Below are 18495 nucleotides of genomic sequence, written 5' to 3'. Positions count from 1 at the left end.
ATTAAGCTTGCAAGCTTAATCCATTGACATGAGTAAACTTATTCAGTGTAATTATCAAAGTAACCTTGTATATATACAATAGGGGTACCTTTATCTCCACTTCCAGAAGTTAAGTCAGAAAGGGAACCTATTAAGTCAGTAAATTTTCTAGGAGTAGTACCTTGGGCAGCCATTGTGTTAACTGGATTTAATTCCTTGTTTTTGATGTATTTAGAAATTGCTTTTTTAAATTCTTCGCCTTTTAAATGATTAAAGTCATTATCAGCAAGGTATTTTAATTTAATTTCATTTGGTGTACCTCTAAGTCCTTTAGTATAAGCAGGAGATACTACAGGGTCAGCTAATTCCCAAATGTATCCCATGGGATCTTTAAAGGCACCATCTCCATAAATCATAACTTCAACAGTTTTACCTATTCTTTTTTTTAGCATAGCTTGAATTTTGTCAACAATAGGTTGGCAGTCCCGGGGGAAAAGTTTCACTTTATCTTCTGTAGCTTTATTTGACCCTAAAAGACCATAGGCTTCATTATAACCACTTCCATCTATAGATCTTATTAAAATATCATCAAGGCTATAAATTTTTTCCCCTCCATTTGCTTTTAATATTTTCTTTGTTCTATGTCTTGAATGAATATCACAGGTTAAAACATTTTTTGTATAGCTTAATATGGTCTTAGGAGTTTGCTATTTAAAAAGTGTATCCTTATCTCCCGCTGCAAGTAAATTTATTAAGGATTTAGAAAGCAAATAAACCTTACTACAAAGATTTTAACTATTTGTCATAAAAAAGAGGAATTATTCATATAGAATAGAACTTTAATTCTATTGCATATTAGAAAACCTTATAAAATTACTATGGGAGGCAAATAAATGTCAAAGAAAAAAGGATTGGCCATTAATATAATTCTTATATTAATAATTTGGTTAACGATTATCCTAGTATTTTCAATATTTATTAAAAGATTATTTATATTTTTACCAGTATTATTATTGACTAACTACATTCTTTATTTTAAAAGGAAAATTTCTGCTTCTTGGTCACTATTTTCTATGATGATGGCTATGTTAATTGGAGAAATTTTTGGGATTATAATGGTTATAATAGTTGAAAAGATTTCATTAAATGAATGGGGGTTAGCAGTATATTTAACATCGCCGGTTTCCCATTATATATTATCTGCTATCATCATTTTATGTACTTGGTCCTTAATGGGAATACATAGTTTAATAAAACATAGGAAGCAGAATTGTTGGAAAGGGCTTATTGATGAAATAGCTAGTACAAATATAAACGAAACAAATTCATTAACTTCATATGAATATAAAGTTTATAATAGCCATGTTTCCCTTATGATATTGGAACTTATTAAAATGATACTTTTACTTAGTATGTTCGCATATGCATTAGTGGTTATTGTAGGTAAATATATTACTATATCAAATACTAATTTAAATAAGTATTTGTTTGGAATTATAGTTCTTATTTCTTTATTTTGGGCATTTTATTGGTGTAACATTAGGATAAAAGTTACAGGTGAAACTTTACAATTTATAAGAAAAAATAAAGTATATGCTGAATATCCTTTATACTTACAATTTAATTCAATGAATGAAAAACATAGTATACAAAAAAAATTCACTGGCACTAGGAGAATAAATATTTTTAAAAAAAATCACAGGCCTATTAATCAGGTATGTTGGTGTATTAGAAAAGAAGATTTTAGTAATGCTATGAATGAAATAGAGAAAGCTCAAAAAGCATATATTGAAAAACGTTTTGAAAATAATGTTGTTACTTGGGAAGCGGCTATGGATAAACATTTAGAAGAATATTCAGAGGATGCTAAATTCTTTATTCCAAAGGAAGAGATAATGAAAGCAGAAAAAAAGCAATGGCTAAAAGTTATTCTTGGTTTTTCTATAATATTATGTTTATTAATAGGACTTTGGTATTTATTTTTATATGATCCTTATATGCATAATAATGAAAATATGTTTTCTGCCAGAATACTTATTTTTATTTCTTTCGTATTGTTTCCAGGAAGTGTATGCCTGGGAAATTACTATCTCTATAAAAGACGGTTACCAAAAGAAATTACTTTAACTCCTCAGAGTATTGAAATTGATGGGAAACGATTTTTTTCAATGGAAATTAGATATATTACAATGACACCAGCAAATTATAGTTTTACAAATAATTTGACTTCTAACCGGAGAGAATGGGTTATTAGAACTGGGAGAGAATTATCAAAATATGAGATAGGTTATGCAGTAACAAATCAAAGTAGTGATCCATTTTATCCTTATGTATATGAAGAATATGATAAATTATGTATAGCTGTACAAAAATGGTGTGAGGAAAATAACGTGAATTTTAGATTTCAGTATGAGTAAGATTAAGTCTAGATTAAAATTTGATCTTCAATTGCTTAATGAAGTTTATTCGTTAAAGGAGATAAACAAAGAAGAATTGGAATGATATAGCAAGGTTAAATCGACAAAATAGGTAGAGTAAAAAGAACCCATATTCAGAGGGTTCTTTTTGTGATCTACACACTAGATATGGATTGCCTCCTATTCAATAAAGCCTACATATAACCCCGCAAGCCATTCTCTTTCCCGCATCTCCTGAAGGTTGTGTCCTATAATCATCAGGATTTTGATGAATAATTACAGATCTTCCTATAACATCACTGGGTTTAAACCTATTTGTAAAAAAGCTCATTCTAGCATAACCATTATTTGAAAATAGAACAGGAAAATCTCCAGCGTGATTTCCGTGAGGTTGATTTGTAGGATTCCAATGACCTCCAGCTGCTTGAAATGGATTTTCAGGATTTCCTATTTCACAAGAACCATTTTCATGAATATGGAAGCCAAAGGGACCAATAGGGGCTTCGCTATTAGTAGCTGGTTCATAATTAGGTAATCCCCATACTTCAACTGATACTTCCGTACCACCAGGTACATTATAAAAATATACTGTTCCAAATAAATCAGGCGCAATAGGACCACCTTGGATTTTCGCGTACGAATTGTCTATATTATAATAATCCATAGACTATACCCCCCTTTTTATATATAATATGTAATAGCAACTAAAATGTTTATAATGTATTAGTGATTAAGGAGGAGAAGACATGGATAACTTTGGGACATTTAGTTTTTTAGGCATTCTTAGCTTTATAATAGGTGTTACAAAGGAAATATTAATTATTATATTAATTTTTAAACTTATTAAAATGTCTAATATATTTATTAAGAAAAATAATACGGATAAACAAGAAAATGTAAATGAGGGCTTAGAGAAAGATAATAAATAATATATCTATGTTTGCAAAAGTTTGTTTTGTTAAATAACATTTTTTAGTTGTAAATATAGATAAAACCAATCATTGACAAGTATAGTAGTCATAGATAAAATAGATATATAGCTTATTATAATTAAATTTTTGAAGAGTTTAATTATAATAAGTACCAGTCAAAATAATATTAAAGAATAAATTCACATATAATAACCCTATCAATTGACCATGTATATTTGCAGATTAAAGAGAATTTAGAAAGTAGGGAGAAAAATGTATAGCCCGACATATGGTAAGGTATCTTTTGAAGAAATGGTTAATATTATAAAAAGTTTTATTTCTGAACAACCTGAAATCAGTTACAATATATCCGTAGGTACTGATAGTCAAAACTTTGGATATACTAAAATGGTAGTAGTTGTAGCAGTTCATAGAGTAGGAAAAGGTGGAATATTCTTTTATGATATTAATCGTATTAAAGCCATTAATAATATATCTCAAAAGCTATTACATGAGACTAGTGTTAGTTTAGAAATAGCTACAAAATTATCGGAAGTTTTTGAAAAAGAAGAAATAAGTTATGATATAAGTATACATGTAGATGCTGGAGAGAATGGACAGACTTCAAAACTAATTCCAGAAATAGTAGGTTGGATAAAAGCTTGTGGATTTCAGTGTGAAACGAAACCTAATTCTTATGCAGCATCCTCTATAGCCGATAAGTTTTCAAAATAGAATTTTATAATGTAAAGATAAAAGTCATGTAATTAGATGTTAGTTATGGCATCATGGACATTGCCTTCACCGATTAAAGCAGTGATAGCAACTAATGACTGGAGACCAGCCGTTTTAACAATGATTAATTTTTTCATTTTGTTGGCTGTTTATTACCCGTTCTTTAAATCTTATGAGAAAAAACTATTGGAAGAGAAACACAAAAAGCTATAGCTTAAGGGAAAAACAAATAATTTAATAAAGAATAAATTACAGTTTAAAATATTATACTTATATTACGAGTTTCTTTTTTATTAATGAAAAAGAAACTCGTTTTTATTATAAGCTATATTTAATGAAATTTTATGGAAAGTCTAAATTTCTAGAGCTAGAAGGGAGTATGTTGTTAATATTAACCCTTTGAGGAATTTAAAATATGGTATAATTTTAATTAAGTTGCATGTAAAGGAGATGTATAGGATATGATAGCTGAAAATGTAGGGTTAGTGCTAGAAGGAGGGGGTATGAGAGGCTCATATACTTCTGGTGTTCTAGCTGTTCTTATGGATGAAAACATTAGATTTCCTTATGTAATAGGGGTTTCTGCAGGAGCAAGTAATGGAGCAAATTTTGTAGCTGGACAAAGGGAGAGAAATAGAAAAGTATTTATTGACTATGTAGAGAATAAAGAATACTCAGGATTTAAACATTTAATTAAAAATAAAAGTTATTTCAATATGGACTTTTTATATAGTGCTTTACCAAATGACATAGTACCTTTTGATTACGACACTTTTCAAAAGTCCGAAACGACTTTTAAGGCTTGTGTTACTCACTGTGAAACAGGAAAACCTATATATTTTGAAAAAAGTGACTTTGATCCAGAACATTATATGGAAGCAGTTCTTAGAGCATCTAGTAGTTTACCAGTTATATCCCAACCAGTGGAGATAAATGAAGAGTTATATTATGATGGTGGAATTGTGGATCCTATTCCTATAGAGAAATCTATTAAAGATGGAAATTTCTATAATGTAATAATATTAACGAGAAATAAAGAATATAGAAAAACTGAACAAAAATCAGGATTAATTACCAAAAGTAAATTAAAAAACTATCCTAAAATAAGAGAGGCCATAAAGGTACGACATATTCGTTATAATTTACTACTGGATGTAATAGATAAGCTCGAAGAAGATGGTAAAGTATATATATTCAGACCTGAAAAAAGTCTTGAAGTAGATAGACTGGAGAAAGATATTTCAAAACTTGAAGAACTATATGACCAAGGATATAGGGAAGCCATGCTTCAAATGGACAAATTTAAAAAATGGTTAAAAGGGACGAAAGCTTAAATACTTAACATACCTTATTCACATGTTCAATATACTTTAAAGGAAAGGATTATTGTTATGGAATAAGGGGGTAAAGTTTAAGGTTGAATTTAGAAGGGGTTGAACTTCTTATTCAGTTATTAGATAAAAACTATTTTAATGAGAGAATTTTTAATAAATATATAAGCCTACATCAGACAAAAGTTTTTATAAAACATGAGAGAGAACTAAGGAGAAATACTAGCAACTTGATTTTAAAAAATGAATTGAAAAATGTTATATTAAAAGAAAATTATAAAGATCCTTATGATTTTTATCTACTAAAGAAAAACTTGCCTCTATTAAAAAAAGATATAGAATATATAAAGACTAATCAAGATAATATTATTAATAATGCTTTAGAAAGAGTGTACAAAATTGTACCTGAAAAGGTTGTTGTTAACCCAAAAATCTACATTATTGCTGGTGGCCAGGATGGTGGATTTACTATTTTTATGAAAAATGTATATGTTAATTTGGGAAGATATATTGGAAATATGGAAGAATTTGAAAAAGTTCTTGCCCATGAACTATATCATGGTAGGAAATTAGAATGGTATAAAAAATTTTACTTAATCCTAAAAATGAACATGGATAACGAAAAACCAATGTTTGAAACTTTAGGAAGGATATTTGAAGAAGGTATAGCTTGTTTAATACAACATGGAGTTAAATTGTCCAAAGATGACCCTATTGAAACCTTAACGAGGAGAAAACTAATATTATCACAGGAAGCTTTCGGGGATTTAGATAAGGTTTTATTATCTATAAAAAATGGGAGACCTAACTACCAATTAATAGCAAGCTTAGATGTATACGTTCTTGGATATAAGATTATAAGGATTTTATATGAAAATAAAGGAATATATATTTTAGATGAGTGGACTATTAATTATAATTATAAAAAAATAATAAAAGAATATGTTTTCATATGTAAGGAGAAAAAAATTACAACTGGTTTTAGAAAGGACATTGATAAATGGCTACTTACTATATAACAGAGGACACCTTAGACCTATTCCAATTGTAATAGGTCTTTTATACTATAAAGAAATAACGTTCCATATTTATTAAAAACTATTGAAATGTTGTTTCAAAAATGATATAATTCTACACAAGAACAGAAAAAAATTAAAAGTATAGACAGAAAGAATGGTGATATGGCTATATGGAGTATAATAAAATTATTACTGAAGAAATTAATCCAGATACAAAAAACATAGATAATGTTTCAACTATTGAAATGGTGGAAATCATTAATGCCGAAGATAAGAAAGTAGCCTATGCAGTTGAAAAAGAATTACCTGCTATTGCAAAGGCAATTGATATTATTTCAAATAAATTGTCTAAAGGTGGAAGATTAATTTATATTGGTGCAGGAACTAGTGGACGATTAGGAATATTAGATGCTTCAGAATGTCCACCAACCTTTGGAGTATCCAAAGATTTAGTTCAAGGTCTTATAGCAGGTGGTCATAAAGCTATTTTTGAAGCAGTAGAAGGAGCTGAAGACAATAAGGAACTTGCCTCTGAAGATTTAAAAAATATGGATTTTAGTTCCAAAGATGTTATCGTAGGAATTGCAGCCAGTGGAAGAACTCCATATACTATTGGAGGTTTAGAATATGGCAATAGTATAGGTGCATATACTATTAGTATAACTAATAATCCAAATTCAAAAATGTCAAAAATAGCTAACTTATCAATTGCTCCTATAGTAGGGCCTGAAGTAATTTCTGGTTCTACAAGGCTAAAATCTGGAACTTCGCAAAAAATGGTACTAAATATGCTAACAACAGGTTCCATGATTAAGCTCGGCAAAGTGTATGAAAATTTAATGGTTGATGTAGTAGCCCAAAACTTAAAACTAATAGAGAGATCCAAAAAGTTAGTTTCTCTAGCAACTGGGGTATCAAATACTATAGCAACTGAATATTTAGAAAAAACAGAATATAATGTTAAATTAGCTATTCTATTAATTAAAACAGGACTTTCCGTTGAAGAAGGAAGGGTATTACTAGAAAAAAATCAGGGATACCTAAGGAGGGCAATTGAAGAAAGTTAAGCTTTTTTAATAATAAAGAAAAGGGGGAGAAACATGAGTAATAAAATTAAAAGAATCTCTCAATCAATTCTTAAGAACATTGGTGGAGAGGAAAACATTATCACTTTTGAAAACTGTATGACAAGGTTAAGGGTCAAATTAAAGGATCCATCTCTTGTTAACAAAAAAGAACTAGAAGAAACTGATGGCATTATGGGTGTAATAGAATCAGGTTCTACAGTACAAGTAGTTGTTGGTCCCGGAACAGCAAATAAAGTATCTGACGAAATTAGGGCTACAACATCTATTAAAGTTGAAGACGTTGTAGAAAATGGCGACGCAGCAGCAGTTAAAAAACAGGCTAAAGAGCAATACCAAATAACTGGTGAAGGATTTAATAAAATTGCGCAAATATTTATGCCATTAATTCCAGCATTTATTGGTTCAGGTCTTATAATGGGTATTAACAATATTTTACAGCTAGATTCAGTTGCAAGTAGGATAAATATAAGCCCAAATATTACAGGATTATTAGCAGCATTTTCAGGTGCAGTATTTGGCTATTTAGCGATTATGGTGGGTATGACTGCAGCTAGAGTATTTGGCAGTTCAATAGCAATAGGTGGTTTAATGGGTGGTATAACAATATCGCCAGTACTAGAAGGAGTAGAGCTTTTTGGAAAACCACTAGTACCAGGTCGTGGAGGAATAATTTCTGTATTACTAGTAGTTTGGTTCGCATCCTGGGTAGAGAAAAAATTAAGGAAAGTACTGCCAGATGTACTTGAACTAATATTAAACCCGTTATTAACAATATTAATTGGAGGTTTTGCTGCAGTACTTGTATTACAACCTTTAGGTGGACTTATTGCAGATGGTATAGGTAATGGAGTAACTAAAATAATTGAAACAGGTGGACCTATAACAGGAGCATTATTAGGCGGAACATTCTTACCGTTAGTTATGTTAGGGTTACATCAAGGACTATCACCAATACATCAATCTTTAATAGACTCTTATGGAGTAACCACATTACTTCCAATTCTTGCAATGGCTGGTGCAGGGCAAGTAGGAGCTAGTTTTGCAGTTTATATGAGAACAAAAAATCAAAGACTTAAGAAGACAGCAGCAAGTGCTTTACCTGTTGGAATATTAGGGGTAGGTGAACCTTTAATCTATGGTGTTACTTTACCATTAGGAAAACCTTTCATAGGAGCATGTATAGGTGGAGCTGTTGGTGGAGCAATTGTAGCACCTTTTAAAGTTGGGGCAGTAAGTATGGGTGTTTCTGGTCTGCCATTGACTTTACTAATAGAACAAGGTGCTGGAAAATTCCTACTAGGTATTGTTGGTGCTTATGTAGGAGGATTTATAGCTACATTATTACTTGGTTGGGACGATCCTGTTGATGAATAATTAAGATATATGATAAAATTATAGGTGCCTCTTAGGGGCACCTATAATACTTTGAGAGGAGGGTATGTAAATGTTAGGAATTTCTGTATATGCTGGAATGGATAATAAAGTTGAGGATATTATTGATTATATTGATAGGGCATCTAAATTAGGAATTAAAACAGTATTTTCATCAGCTCACATACCAGAAGTAGATGAAAACTTTGAAAAAGATTTTGAAACTATTTTAGAAGAATGTTCTAAGAGAGATATGACTACAATTATGGATATATCAAAGGGATACTTTGATAAATTAGATATAGAAAAACATAAAATAGATTATTTAAGATTAGATTATGGTTTTACTATTAAGGAAGCTGCCTTAATGTCCCAAAAATGTGGTTTTGGTATATCAGTAAATGCAACTACATTTTCAGAAGAACAAATTAAGGATTTCAAAAAATATGGTGGGGATATAAATAAAATAAATGCTTGTCATAACTTTTATCCTAGGAAAGGTACAGGTATTTCAGAAGAATTATTTATAGAAAAAAATAAGCTTTTTAACCAATATGGTGTGAAAACTATGGCTTTTATATCTTCTAATCACATAAGAAGAGGACCTGTATATGAAGGATTACCTACTATGGAAATGCATAGAGAGATTCTTCCTATAGTTAGTGCTCAGCATTTATTGGATTTAGGGGTAGACTATGTAGTAATAGGAGATGCCATGGCCTCCGATAAAGAGCTTAAAGATTTATCTCTTATTAAGGAAGATCTTAAATTGATACCGTTAAAGATTAATAAAGACCTAAGTGATATAGAATTAGATTTGTTAAAAGAAGTTCATACTAATAGGGAAGACCCAGGAGCCCTTGCAATACGTTCACAAGAATCAAGATTAATTAAAAAGGGAAAAATTAGTCCAAAAAATAATGGATTACAAAGAAAGAAATATTCTGTTACAATAGACAATGAAGGATATAGTAGATATGAAGGTGAATTAGAAATATTATTAGAAAGCCTAGAAACTGATTCTAGAATAAATGTAGTTGGTAATGGGGATAGAGGTGCTATATTAATTGATAGATTAAAACCAGGAGAAAAATTTAAATTTATCTTATTTGAGGACTAATATTGGAGGAGAGAAATGAGTCTATTTGTAAAAATTAATGAAGTAAAAAATCAGTTAACTAATTCGGAGAGAAAAATAGCTAATTATGTTTTATCATATCCTGAAAAAGTATATAATCTTTCCACTTATGATTTAGCCAAATATTCAGAGACTAGCCCATCTAGTGTTGTGAGATTTTGTCAAAGAATGGGCTTTAATGGATTTCAAGAATTTAAAGTGGAATTAATAAAAAATACAGCGGATTTAGAAAATAACAAAAATATTGTTTATGAAGATGTAACAATAGATGATACAATTGAAGAAGTTATGGATAAAATAGCTTTAGAAAATATAACATCAATAGAAAAAACAAAGAAATTATTAGATGGGAAAGAAATGGAAAGGGCAATAAAAGCATTAGAAGAGGCTGAAAATATTTATATATTTGGGATGGGAGCTTCTGGAATAGTCGCTATGGATTTTCAGTATAAATTAATGAGAATAAATAGGAATGCTATTTTTTATTTAGATGGTCATACCCAGATGGCATCAGCAGTCCATATTTCAAAGGATGATATTGCTGTTGGTATATCTTATAGTGGAAGAACTCTGGAAGTCTTAAAATCAATGAGTAAAGCTAAAGAGGAAGGAGCCGCTACTATATCTATAACTAAATTTGGAGAAAATCCTATTAGCAATATCTCTGATATTAGGCTATTTGTAGGTAATATAGAAAAGAACTTAAGATTAGGGGCCATATCGTCAAGGATAGCCCAACTAACTGTTATAGACATGCTTTTTGTAGGTATAGCAAGGGAGGATTTCAATTTAGTTTCAGAGCATCTAAAGAAAACTAGAATGATTGTAGATGATTTCAAAGTTTAGAAAAAATCAAGAAAGAAGGAGATGCAATGTTTAATTTTTTTAAAAAAGAAAAGTCAGTAGAGATTATAGCACCGATGACTGGAACAATAATAGATATTGAAGATGTACCAGATAAAGTGTTTTCTGAAAAAATGGTAGGTGATGGTTTGGGAATTGAACCAACAGAAGGAGTTGTAACTGCACCTTTTGATGGAGAAATAGTAAGTCTTTTTCCAACAAACCATGCTATAGGCTTAAGAACAAAAGGCGGTTTAGAACTTTTAATACATGTAGGTTTAGATACAGTAGATTTAAAAGGAGAAGGCTTTGAAAGGTTAGTAAAAGAGAATCAAAAAGTAAAAAAAGGTGATATTCTTTTAAAATTTGATATTGACTATATTAAAGCTCAAAGTAAACAGGTAATTAGTCCTATAATAATTACTAATATGGATATAGTTAAAGATTTAGATAAATTTAATGGTAAAATAGAAAAGGGAAAAGATATTTTGATGAAGGCAAAAATTTAAAACCCACATTTTGTGGGTTTTAAATTCTTAGGCTAAGGAGGAATGTCATGATTAAATTTATACACACAGGGGATTTACATCTAGGTTCCCAGTTTAAAAGTGCAAGTTTTCATGGAACAGTAGGGAAAAATCGAAGAATGGAATTGTGGGAAACATTTAAAAGAATTATTAATAGAGGAAAAGAAAATTCAGTAGATTTTTTATTCATTACAGGAGATATTTTTGAAGAAGATGTTTTTAATTTAGGGGATATAAGAAGACTGAGAGATAGTTTTCTTACTTTAAATGATACAAAAATAATTATATCTACAGGTAATCATGATACATTAAAGAAAAGCTCTCTGTATGAATTAATCGAATGGCCAGAGAATGTTTATATTTTTGGAAATAAAAATATAGAAAAGTTTGAGTTTCAAGAATTAAATACTGTAATTTGGGGATTTAGCTGGGAAAAGAATGAATATAAATCTAGTGATTTTTTAGAGTTTCAAGATTTAGATCCAAATAAAACAAATATATTACTTATCCATGGAGATTTGACTAATAGTGAATCAAACTATTTACCTTTAGACAAAAATAAATTAGTATCTATAGGCTTTAACTATATTGCCCTAGGTCATATACATAAGCCTAAATTAATATCAGAAAAAATAGCTTATTGTGGTAGTCCAGAGCCTTTAGATTTTGGAGAAACTGGGGTTCATGGAATAATAGAAGGTATAGTCGATAAGTCAAAAGTAAATTTAGAACTAATAAATTTTAGTAAAAGACAATTTCAAATAAAAGAAATTAATATAGATAGTTTAATGAATTATGATGAAGTTATAGAATCTATTATTAATTGTGATAAAAAAGAAAATAAGGAAAAAGACTTATATAGAATTATATTAACTGGGTTAATTGATAGGGATATAAAATTAGATATAAAAGAGTTAAAAAGTTATTTAGCTAGTGAATTTTATTATGTAGAAGTTATTGACAATACTGTTTTAGACTATGATCTGGAAAGACTTAAAGAGGATAATAGGGATAATGTGATAGGAATTTTCATTGAAAAAATGGAAGAGAAAGATTTACAAGATCCCATTGTGAGAGAAGCCTTATACATGGGTTTAGAGTCACTTTTACAGGAGAAGGTGGTTACTTGTTAATTAATGAATTAAATTTAATTGGATTTGGAAAATTTAAAAATAAGATTATTAAATTGGAAGATGGAATTAATATAATTTATGGGAAGAATGAAGTAGGTAAGACGACAGTACATAAATTTATTGAAGGTATGTTTTATGGCTATTTTAGGCCCTATACTAAGGTGAAAAGATATAGTAAAGATTATGACAGATATCTTCCCTGGTTTTTTAGTGAATATAGAGGAACTCTAAAATACGAATTAGATGGAAATATTTATAGGATTGAACGAAATTTTTTAAAAAAGAATGACGAAGTTAAGATGTATGATGATATTACTGGTGATGATTTAACCCATTTTTTAGAATATGATAAAGTAACTAGACTTCCACTACCAGGACCATTTTTATTAGGAATAAATAGCTCAGTAATTTACAACAATACTATTAATATTGAACAATTAAGAAGTAAAACGGATGAAAACTTAGCAAAAGAAGTAAAAGATAGTTTAGCCAACTTAGGTGGAAGTTTAGATGAAGATATTTCAATAAAAAATGCACTAAGTTTCTTAGATTTTAAAAAAGACGAGATAGGTACAGAAAGAAGAACAACTTCTCCCTATGGTCAATTAATTATAGAATTAGAAAACTTATACATTGAAAGAGAAAAGGCTATTGAATTACACAATGAAATGCTAGAAATAGGGAAGAACCTTAAATTAGCTAAAGATGAAATGGAAGTTTTAAGAAATAATAAAAGAGAAATTACTTTTAAAATAGCTGAAATAGAAAAAAATCAAAAAATTATAAAATACAACAAAGCAGTTAAAATAAAAAATAAAATAGATAGCTTAGAAAAAGAGAAAAAAGAACTAAAAGAATATTCTAACCTAAGTTTTGAAGATTATGAAGAACTTCTCCCTATAGATAATCAAGTAAAACAATTGAAAAAGAATATAGTTAAATGGAAAGATAATTTAAATAAAACAAAAAGTGAAATTAAAATCTTAGAAAAAAATATGGAAGGTCTGTATAGGTATAGAAATATAAAAGAAGAAGAAATGGAAAATATAAGTGAATATTTTAAAGAACTACTAACCCTTCAAAAGGAAATAAATAAAATTGATCAAAGATTAAAAGAGTTAGAAAGCCTAGGTGTTGACGTAGATGAAGAAAAGTTAAAGGATTTAGGTGAAGATATTTACTATTATGAAGATATGGAAAGAAAAAAGGATAAGCTAGAATTTAGTAAAGATAAAAATAATCTTTTTATATTAAAAGATAAAGAGGAAACTTTTACTGAAGAAATGGAAAAGAAAAATAAAATGTTCATTATATTTTTATTACTAACTATTATTCCAATAGGATTGGGTTTTATAGTTCCTATAATGTTTTTCATATCTATACCTTTTGCTATGGGCTTAGTTTATACCCTAATTTCTAAGGGTAATATAATGAAAGAAGGAGAAAAGATTAAGAATCAAATTAGTTTAATTGAAAATTCTAATAAAGAAATAGACAATAAAGTTCAAGAAATTAATAAAAAATTAGAGAGTCTATTATTTAAATATAAATGTAAAACAAGGAAAGAATTAAAACAGTTATATTCTGAGAACTATGAAAGTAGTGTAAATATAGATAGAAAATTTAAAGAAATAGAAAAGCTAAACTGGAATAAGAAAGAACTACATTCTAGTATAGAAAGGTTGAAAAAGGAGACTGAGAAATATAAGAAATTATTTAATATAAAAGAAGACTATAATATAGAAGATATTAAAAATATTAAAAAAGAATATAAAGAATACATAGATTTACAAAACAAATTAAATTATAAAATTAAGGATGAGAAAGGATATACTGATAATTTAAAAGAAGATAGAGAGGATAAAATTATTATATTAAATAAAATGAACTTTTTATTAGAAAAAAATAATTCTAGTAGTTTAGAAGAGTTTAAAGAAGGATTAAATAATAAAGAGAAATTAGATAAGATAAATGGGAGCTTAAAATTAAATTATTTAAATCTAGAAAAAACATTAGATAATGAGAAATTTGAAGATTTAAAAGCTGAAATTAAAGGAAATAATTTAAGTATAGAAAATAATTTAAGTATGGAAGATATAGAGAGTTTAAAGAAGGACTTTAAGGAAATAGAAGACGATATAAACAGTAAAAAAATTAATATAGCAAAATTAGAAGAAAGTACTTTTTTAAAATCTGGTGAATTTACACCTTTAGTAGAAATAGATGAAAAAATAGAAAGTTTAAAGATAGAGAAAAAATATTATGAAGATAAATTAGCCTCTATTAATTTAGCAAAAGATACAATAGAAGATATATCTAAAAATGTGCATAAAGAGTTTGCCCCAACTTTAAATAAAGAAGTTAGTCATTTAGTCCAAAAGATAACAAATAAGTATGATAATATTAAGATTAACCAAAGTATAGATATTGTAGCAGTAGAACCAGAGAATGGAGAAATTAAAAATATTCATAGTTTAAGTGGAGGTACAATTGATCAATTGTATTTTGCTACAAGATTTGCAATAATTGATATTATAACTGAAAGGAAGATTCCATTAATATTAGATGACTGTTTTATTCAATATGATAGTAAAAGGCTTACCAATGTTTTAGAGCTATTAGGAGAAAAAAGCAAGGAAAGACAGGTGATTTTATTTACATGTCATGAAAGAGAAGGAGAAATTTTAGAAGAATTAAATATAGATTATAATCTTATAGAAATATAACTTAATGTGATACATGAACCTTTATAAAACTGTAATTTAAGCCACTTGATAGTTGAAGTTAAGGTTTAAGATTAATTGAGGTGATTTGATGATATATGCTATAGGTGATTTACATTTAGATTTCCGAAAGGAAAAACCTATGGATGTATTTGGTAGTGAATGGATAAACCACGAAGAAAAAATCTTTGATAGCTGGGAAAAACTCGTAAGAGAAGATGATTTAGTTTTGGTTCCTGGTGATATTTCTTGGGCTATGAAGCTAGAGGATAGTTATGAGGACTTAAAGAGAATAGATGAGCTTCCAGGAAAAAAAATAATGTCTAAGGGTAATCATGATTATTGGTGGCAAGGTTTAAAGAAAATGAACGGTTTAAATTTAGAAACTATTAATTTTTTACAGAATAATAGTTTTGTATATAATAAAATAGGAATAGCAGGTAGTAGAGGATGGGCATCAAAAGGTTCGGAAGATTTTGATGCCCATGATGAAAAAGTATTTAGAAGGGAGCTTATTAGATTAGATTTATCTTTATCTTCTATAGATAGAACTATTGATAAAAAAATTGTTCTTTTACATTATCCACCTTTTAATTCAAAGTTGAAGCCTAATGAATTTGTGGATATAATGAAAAAATACAATGTGGATATATGTATTTACGGACACTTACATGCAGAAGGCCATAAATATGCTGTAGAAGGTGAAGTAGAAGGAGTTGAGTTTCATTGTGTAGCAAGTGATTATATTAATTTTATGCCAAAAGTAATAATTTAAAATTAAGGAGGAAATAACAATGAAAGTAATTATTGAAAAAGATTATGATGGACTTAGTAAAAAAACTGCAGAAATTATAAAAGAGGAAATAAATAAAAAACCAAATTTGATTTTGGGTTTAGCAACAGGTAGTACTCCTGTAGGAACTTATGAAGAACTTATTAAAATGTATAAAGAAGAAAATTTAGATTTTTCAAAGGTTACAACTTTCAATTTAGATGAATATATAGGATTATCTCCAGAACATCCAAATAGTTATCATGTATATATGGAAGAAAATCTTTTTAATCATATTAATATTGAAAAAGAAAATACCCATGTACCTAATGGAGAGGCAGAAGATATAGAAGAATATTGTAAGAATTATGATAAAGGAATTGAAGAACTTGGTGGAATTGATTTGCAAATATTGGGAATTGGGGAAAATGGACATATTGCATTTAATGAACCAGCGGAAGAATTAACTTTAGGCACTCATGTAACTGGGTTAACAGAATCAACTATAAATGCTAATTCAAGATTTTTTGATTCTATAGAAGAGGTACCAACGACTGCTATTACAATGGGACTAGGAAGTATTATGAAAGCTAAAAAGATAATTTTATTAGCCAGTGGAAAGAATAAGGCTCAAGTTATTAAAGAATTATTAAAAGAAGAATATACAACTACTGCAATACCTGCAACTATGTTGTTATTACACCCAGATGTAACAGTAATACTTGATGAAGAGGCAGCTTCAGAACACAATGAATAAAATAGGTGGTGTCATAATTGAGAAAGTTAATTAAAAATGTAAGGGTTATAACCCCTTATGAAATTATTTTTGAACATGCCTTATTGATAGAAGAGGGTATTATTAAGAAGATTATTCCTGAAGATAAAATTAATGATGAATACTATAGTGAAATAATAGATGGAGAAAACAATTTTTTAGCTCCAGGTTTTATAGATATTCATAACCATGGAAACTCTGGTTATGACTTTATGGATGCTACTGAAGGGGCTATTGATGAAATGACTAAATTCCATTTTAAAAATGGTGTTATCTCTACTTTAGGCACAATTATTACTTCATCAGATGAAAATATAGAAAAAGCAATAGTTAATTTGCAAGAGTATAAAAATAAAAATGATAGGGCACAAGTATTAGGGATTCATTTGGAAGGACCATTCTTTAATTTATTGAAAAAGGGAGCTCAACCAAAGGAATATATTAAAGATCCATATTTAGAAGGAATGAAAAAATATAATGAATTAGCTAAAGGAAGTTTAAAAATGGTTTCCTTAGCACCAGAATTAAAAGGTGCAGATTCACTTATATCTTATTTGAAATCAGAAAATGTAATGGTAGCTATGGCCCATAGTAATGCTACTTTTAATGAGGCTAAAAAGGGAGTTGATAATGGAGTTACTATTGCTACCCATCTATATAACGGTATGAGAAGTTTTTCTCACAGAGAGCCTGGTATAATAGGTGTATCGTTAACGGATGAAAGGGTATACTGTGAATTAATAAATGATAGAATCCATTTACATGATGCCGCTACATTAATGGCTATAAAAATGAAAGGTATAGATAAAATTGTACTGGTTTCAGATGCTATGAGGGCAGCAGGATTAGAAAACGGAGAATATGAATTAGGAGGACAGAAAGTTTTTGTAAAAGAAGGGGCTGCTAGATTAGAAAATGGTTCTTTAGCTGGTTCTACTCTTAATTTAAGAGATGCAGTATATAATATGATTAAGTGGTTGAATATTCCAACCCACCAAGCTGTTCGTATGGCTAGTTTAAATCCTGCAAAGGCTATTAAAATTGATGATAGAAAAGGTAGTATTGAAGTAGGTAAGGATGCAGATTTAATAATATTTGATGAAAATATAAATGTAGAAGCTGGTATTGTGGGAGGCAATATTACATGGCTAAAGAATTAGAAGTTAAAGTTTTAAATATTGACAAAAAGGAAATGGAAGAAAGATTGGTTTCTATAGGAGCTAAATATCTAGTAAAGGAAGAACAAATAAACACTTTAATAGATACAAAAACTAAAAATATAGAAAATGAATTAGATAGTTATTTAAGAATTAGGGAAACTAAAAATTTAGATAATGGTGAAGAACAAATTATTTTTACATTAAAAGAGAATATTTCTAGAGAAGGCATTAGAGAAAATATAGAAGCCAATACTTTTATAAGTAATAAGAAAACTTTAATTTATATTCTAAATAGACTAGGTTATGAAGTTGTTGAGGAAGGATATAAAGAAAGAATTTCTTATGTATATAATGACATAAGATTTGACATAGATACATGGGATGAAAAAATTTACCCATATACCTATATGGAAATAGAAGTAAAGAAGAAAGAAGACCTAGATAAAGCTATAAGGTTATTAAATATTGATAAAGAACAAATTACAACTAAATCTATTGTTGATTTAAGAAAAGAATTAGAAAAGTAAAATTTATGTCACGAAAAACCTTCTTATGAATAAGATAAAGTAAGAC

17 protein-coding genes and 1 pseudogene are annotated in these 18495 nt (G+C 28.6%); 16 read left to right on the top strand and 2 right to left on the bottom strand.

Annotated elements, in window-relative coordinates; genetic code table 11:
* Window positions 1-38: 38 nt before the first annotated feature.
* Window positions 39-680 (bottom strand): annotated as a pseudogene (locus VK071_09795) (coenzyme F420-0:L-glutamate ligase).
* A gap of 192 nt (window positions 681-872) precedes the next feature.
* On the opposite strand from VK071_09795, the gene VK071_09790 reads away from it, so the two are divergent.
* Window positions 873-2396 carry a hypothetical protein gene (locus VK071_09790; protein HLR35597.1) on the top strand — a complete coding sequence of 508 codons (1524 nt, stop codon included), beginning with the start codon at window positions 873-875 and terminating at the stop codon, window positions 2394-2396.
* Between the two features lie 184 nt (window positions 2397-2580).
* On the opposite strand, the gene VK071_09785 is transcribed toward VK071_09790, so the two are convergent.
* Window positions 2581-3060 carry a superoxide dismutase family protein gene (locus VK071_09785; GenBank protein HLR35596.1) on the bottom strand — a complete coding sequence of 160 codons (480 nt, stop codon included), beginning with the start codon at window positions 3058-3060 and terminating at the stop codon, window positions 2581-2583.
* An 82-nt stretch (window positions 3061-3142) separates the two neighbouring features.
* On the opposite strand from VK071_09785, the gene VK071_09780 reads away from it, so the two are divergent.
* The 15 genes from VK071_09780 to VK071_09710 all read left to right on the top strand — a co-directional run bounded on the left by VK071_09780 (window position 3143) and on the right by VK071_09710 (window position 18449).
* Window positions 3143-3325, top strand: coding sequence for a hypothetical protein (locus tag VK071_09780; GenBank protein HLR35595.1), 183 nt, complete (start codon window positions 3143-3145; stop codon window positions 3323-3325).
* Window positions 3326-3580: 255 nt separating this feature from the next.
* Complete coding sequence (locus VK071_09775) at window positions 3581-4042, top strand: ribonuclease H-like YkuK family protein (GenBank protein ID HLR35594.1); 462 nt, start codon at window positions 3581-3583, stop codon at window positions 4040-4042.
* A gap of 461 nt (window positions 4043-4503) precedes the next feature.
* On the top strand, window positions 4504-5376 hold the full coding sequence (locus VK071_09770) for a patatin family protein (GenBank protein ID HLR35593.1): 873 nt from the start codon (window positions 4504-4506) through the stop codon (window positions 5374-5376).
* Window positions 5377-5459: 83 nt separating this feature from the next.
* Entirely contained in the window at window positions 5460-6392 is a 933-nt protein-coding gene (locus VK071_09765) for a DUF5700 domain-containing putative Zn-dependent protease (GenBank protein ID HLR35592.1), read from the top strand.
* A 170-nt stretch (window positions 6393-6562) separates the two neighbouring features.
* A complete protein-coding gene (murQ, locus tag VK071_09760) occupies window positions 6563-7459 on the top strand; it encodes an N-acetylmuramic acid 6-phosphate etherase (GenBank protein ID HLR35591.1) in 897 nt (298 codons plus the stop codon).
* A gap of 33 nt (window positions 7460-7492) precedes the next feature.
* Window positions 7493-8854, top strand: coding sequence for a PTS transporter subunit EIIC (locus VK071_09755; protein HLR35590.1), 1362 nt, complete (start codon window positions 7493-7495; stop codon window positions 8852-8854).
* Between the two features lie 70 nt (window positions 8855-8924).
* Window positions 8925-9971 carry a MupG family TIM beta-alpha barrel fold protein gene (locus VK071_09750; GenBank protein ID HLR35589.1) on the top strand — a complete coding sequence of 349 codons (1047 nt, stop codon included), beginning with the start codon at window positions 8925-8927 and terminating at the stop codon, window positions 9969-9971.
* A 15-nt stretch (window positions 9972-9986) separates the two neighbouring features.
* Window positions 9987-10835, top strand: coding sequence for a MurR/RpiR family transcriptional regulator (locus tag VK071_09745; protein ID HLR35588.1), 849 nt, complete (start codon window positions 9987-9989; stop codon window positions 10833-10835).
* A gap of 26 nt (window positions 10836-10861) precedes the next feature.
* Window positions 10862-11341: a PTS glucose transporter subunit IIA gene (locus VK071_09740; protein ID HLR35587.1), complete on the top strand. Its 480-nt coding sequence runs from the start codon at window positions 10862-10864 to the stop codon at window positions 11339-11341.
* A gap of 47 nt (window positions 11342-11388) precedes the next feature.
* The gene (locus VK071_09735) at window positions 11389-12492 is read left to right on the top strand and encodes a DNA repair exonuclease (GenBank protein ID HLR35586.1); all 1104 of its coding nucleotides are present in this window, start codon (window positions 11389-11391) and stop codon (window positions 12490-12492) included.
* Window positions 12486-15218 carry an AAA family ATPase gene (locus VK071_09730; GenBank protein ID HLR35585.1) on the top strand — a complete coding sequence of 911 codons (2733 nt, stop codon included), beginning with the start codon at window positions 12486-12488 and terminating at the stop codon, window positions 15216-15218. The genes VK071_09735 and VK071_09730 overlap by 7 nt, the downstream gene beginning before the upstream one ends.
* 88 nt (window positions 15219-15306) lie before the next feature.
* Complete coding sequence (locus VK071_09725) at window positions 15307-15990, top strand: metallophosphoesterase (protein HLR35584.1); 684 nt, start codon at window positions 15307-15309, stop codon at window positions 15988-15990.
* 19 nt (window positions 15991-16009) lie between these two features.
* Window positions 16010-16744, top strand: coding sequence for a glucosamine-6-phosphate deaminase (gene nagB / locus VK071_09720; GenBank protein ID HLR35583.1), 735 nt, complete (start codon window positions 16010-16012; stop codon window positions 16742-16744).
* 17 nt (window positions 16745-16761) lie between these two features.
* Window positions 16762-17922 carry an N-acetylglucosamine-6-phosphate deacetylase gene (gene nagA, locus VK071_09715; GenBank protein HLR35582.1) on the top strand — a complete coding sequence of 387 codons (1161 nt, stop codon included), beginning with the start codon at window positions 16762-16764 and terminating at the stop codon, window positions 17920-17922.
* Window positions 17907-18449, top strand: a complete 543-nt coding sequence (locus VK071_09710) for a class IV adenylate cyclase (GenBank protein HLR35581.1) — start codon at window positions 17907-17909, stop codon at window positions 18447-18449. The genes nagA and VK071_09710 overlap by 16 nt, the downstream gene beginning before the upstream one ends.
* Window positions 18450-18495 lie beyond the last annotated feature (46 nt).

It is taken from the genome of Tissierellales bacterium (assembly GCA_035301805.1).
In the GTDB taxonomy this organism is placed as follows: Bacteria; Bacillota; Clostridia; order Tissierellales; family DATGTQ01; genus DATGTQ01.
The sequence above is the reverse complement of the archived record's forward strand: the minus strand, read 5'-3'. Positions and strand labels throughout refer to the sequence as shown.

What these genes read in the sequence shown, in the direction of transcription:
- VK071_09735 (HLR35586.1), top strand. Translation starts at nt 11,389, where the DNA reads ATGATTAAATTTATACACACAGGGGATTTACATCTAGGTTCCCAGTTT.
- VK071_09770 (HLR35593.1), top strand. Translation starts at nt 4,504, where the DNA reads ATGATAGCTGAAAATGTAGGGTTAGTGCTAGAAGGAGGGGGTATGAGA.
- VK071_09755 (HLR35590.1), top strand. Translation starts at nt 7,493, where the DNA reads ATGAGTAATAAAATTAAAAGAATCTCTCAATCAATTCTTAAGAACATT.
- VK071_09780 (HLR35595.1), top strand. Translation starts at nt 3,143, where the DNA reads ATGGATAACTTTGGGACATTTAGTTTTTTAGGCATTCTTAGCTTTATA.
- VK071_09725 (HLR35584.1), top strand. Translation starts at nt 15,307, where the DNA reads ATGATATATGCTATAGGTGATTTACATTTAGATTTCCGAAAGGAAAAA.
- murQ (HLR35591.1), top strand. Translation starts at nt 6,563, where the DNA reads ATGGAGTATAATAAAATTATTACTGAAGAAATTAATCCAGATACAAAA.
- VK071_09745 (HLR35588.1), top strand. Translation starts at nt 9,987, where the DNA reads ATGAGTCTATTTGTAAAAATTAATGAAGTAAAAAATCAGTTAACTAAT.
- VK071_09775 (HLR35594.1), top strand. Translation starts at nt 3,581, where the DNA reads ATGTATAGCCCGACATATGGTAAGGTATCTTTTGAAGAAATGGTTAAT.
- VK071_09740 (HLR35587.1), top strand. Translation starts at nt 10,862, where the DNA reads ATGTTTAATTTTTTTAAAAAAGAAAAGTCAGTAGAGATTATAGCACCG.
- VK071_09750 (HLR35589.1), top strand. Translation starts at nt 8,925, where the DNA reads ATGTTAGGAATTTCTGTATATGCTGGAATGGATAATAAAGTTGAGGAT.
- nagB (HLR35583.1), top strand. Translation starts at nt 16,010, where the DNA reads ATGAAAGTAATTATTGAAAAAGATTATGATGGACTTAGTAAAAAAACT.
- VK071_09710 (HLR35581.1), top strand. Translation starts at nt 17,907, where the DNA reads ATGGCTAAAGAATTAGAAGTTAAAGTTTTAAATATTGACAAAAAGGAA.
- VK071_09790 (HLR35597.1), top strand. Translation starts at nt 873, where the DNA reads ATGTCAAAGAAAAAAGGATTGGCCATTAATATAATTCTTATATTAATA.
- VK071_09785 (HLR35596.1), bottom strand. Translation starts at nt 3,060, where the DNA reads ATGGATTATTATAATATAGACAATTCGTACGCGAAAATCCAAGGTGGT.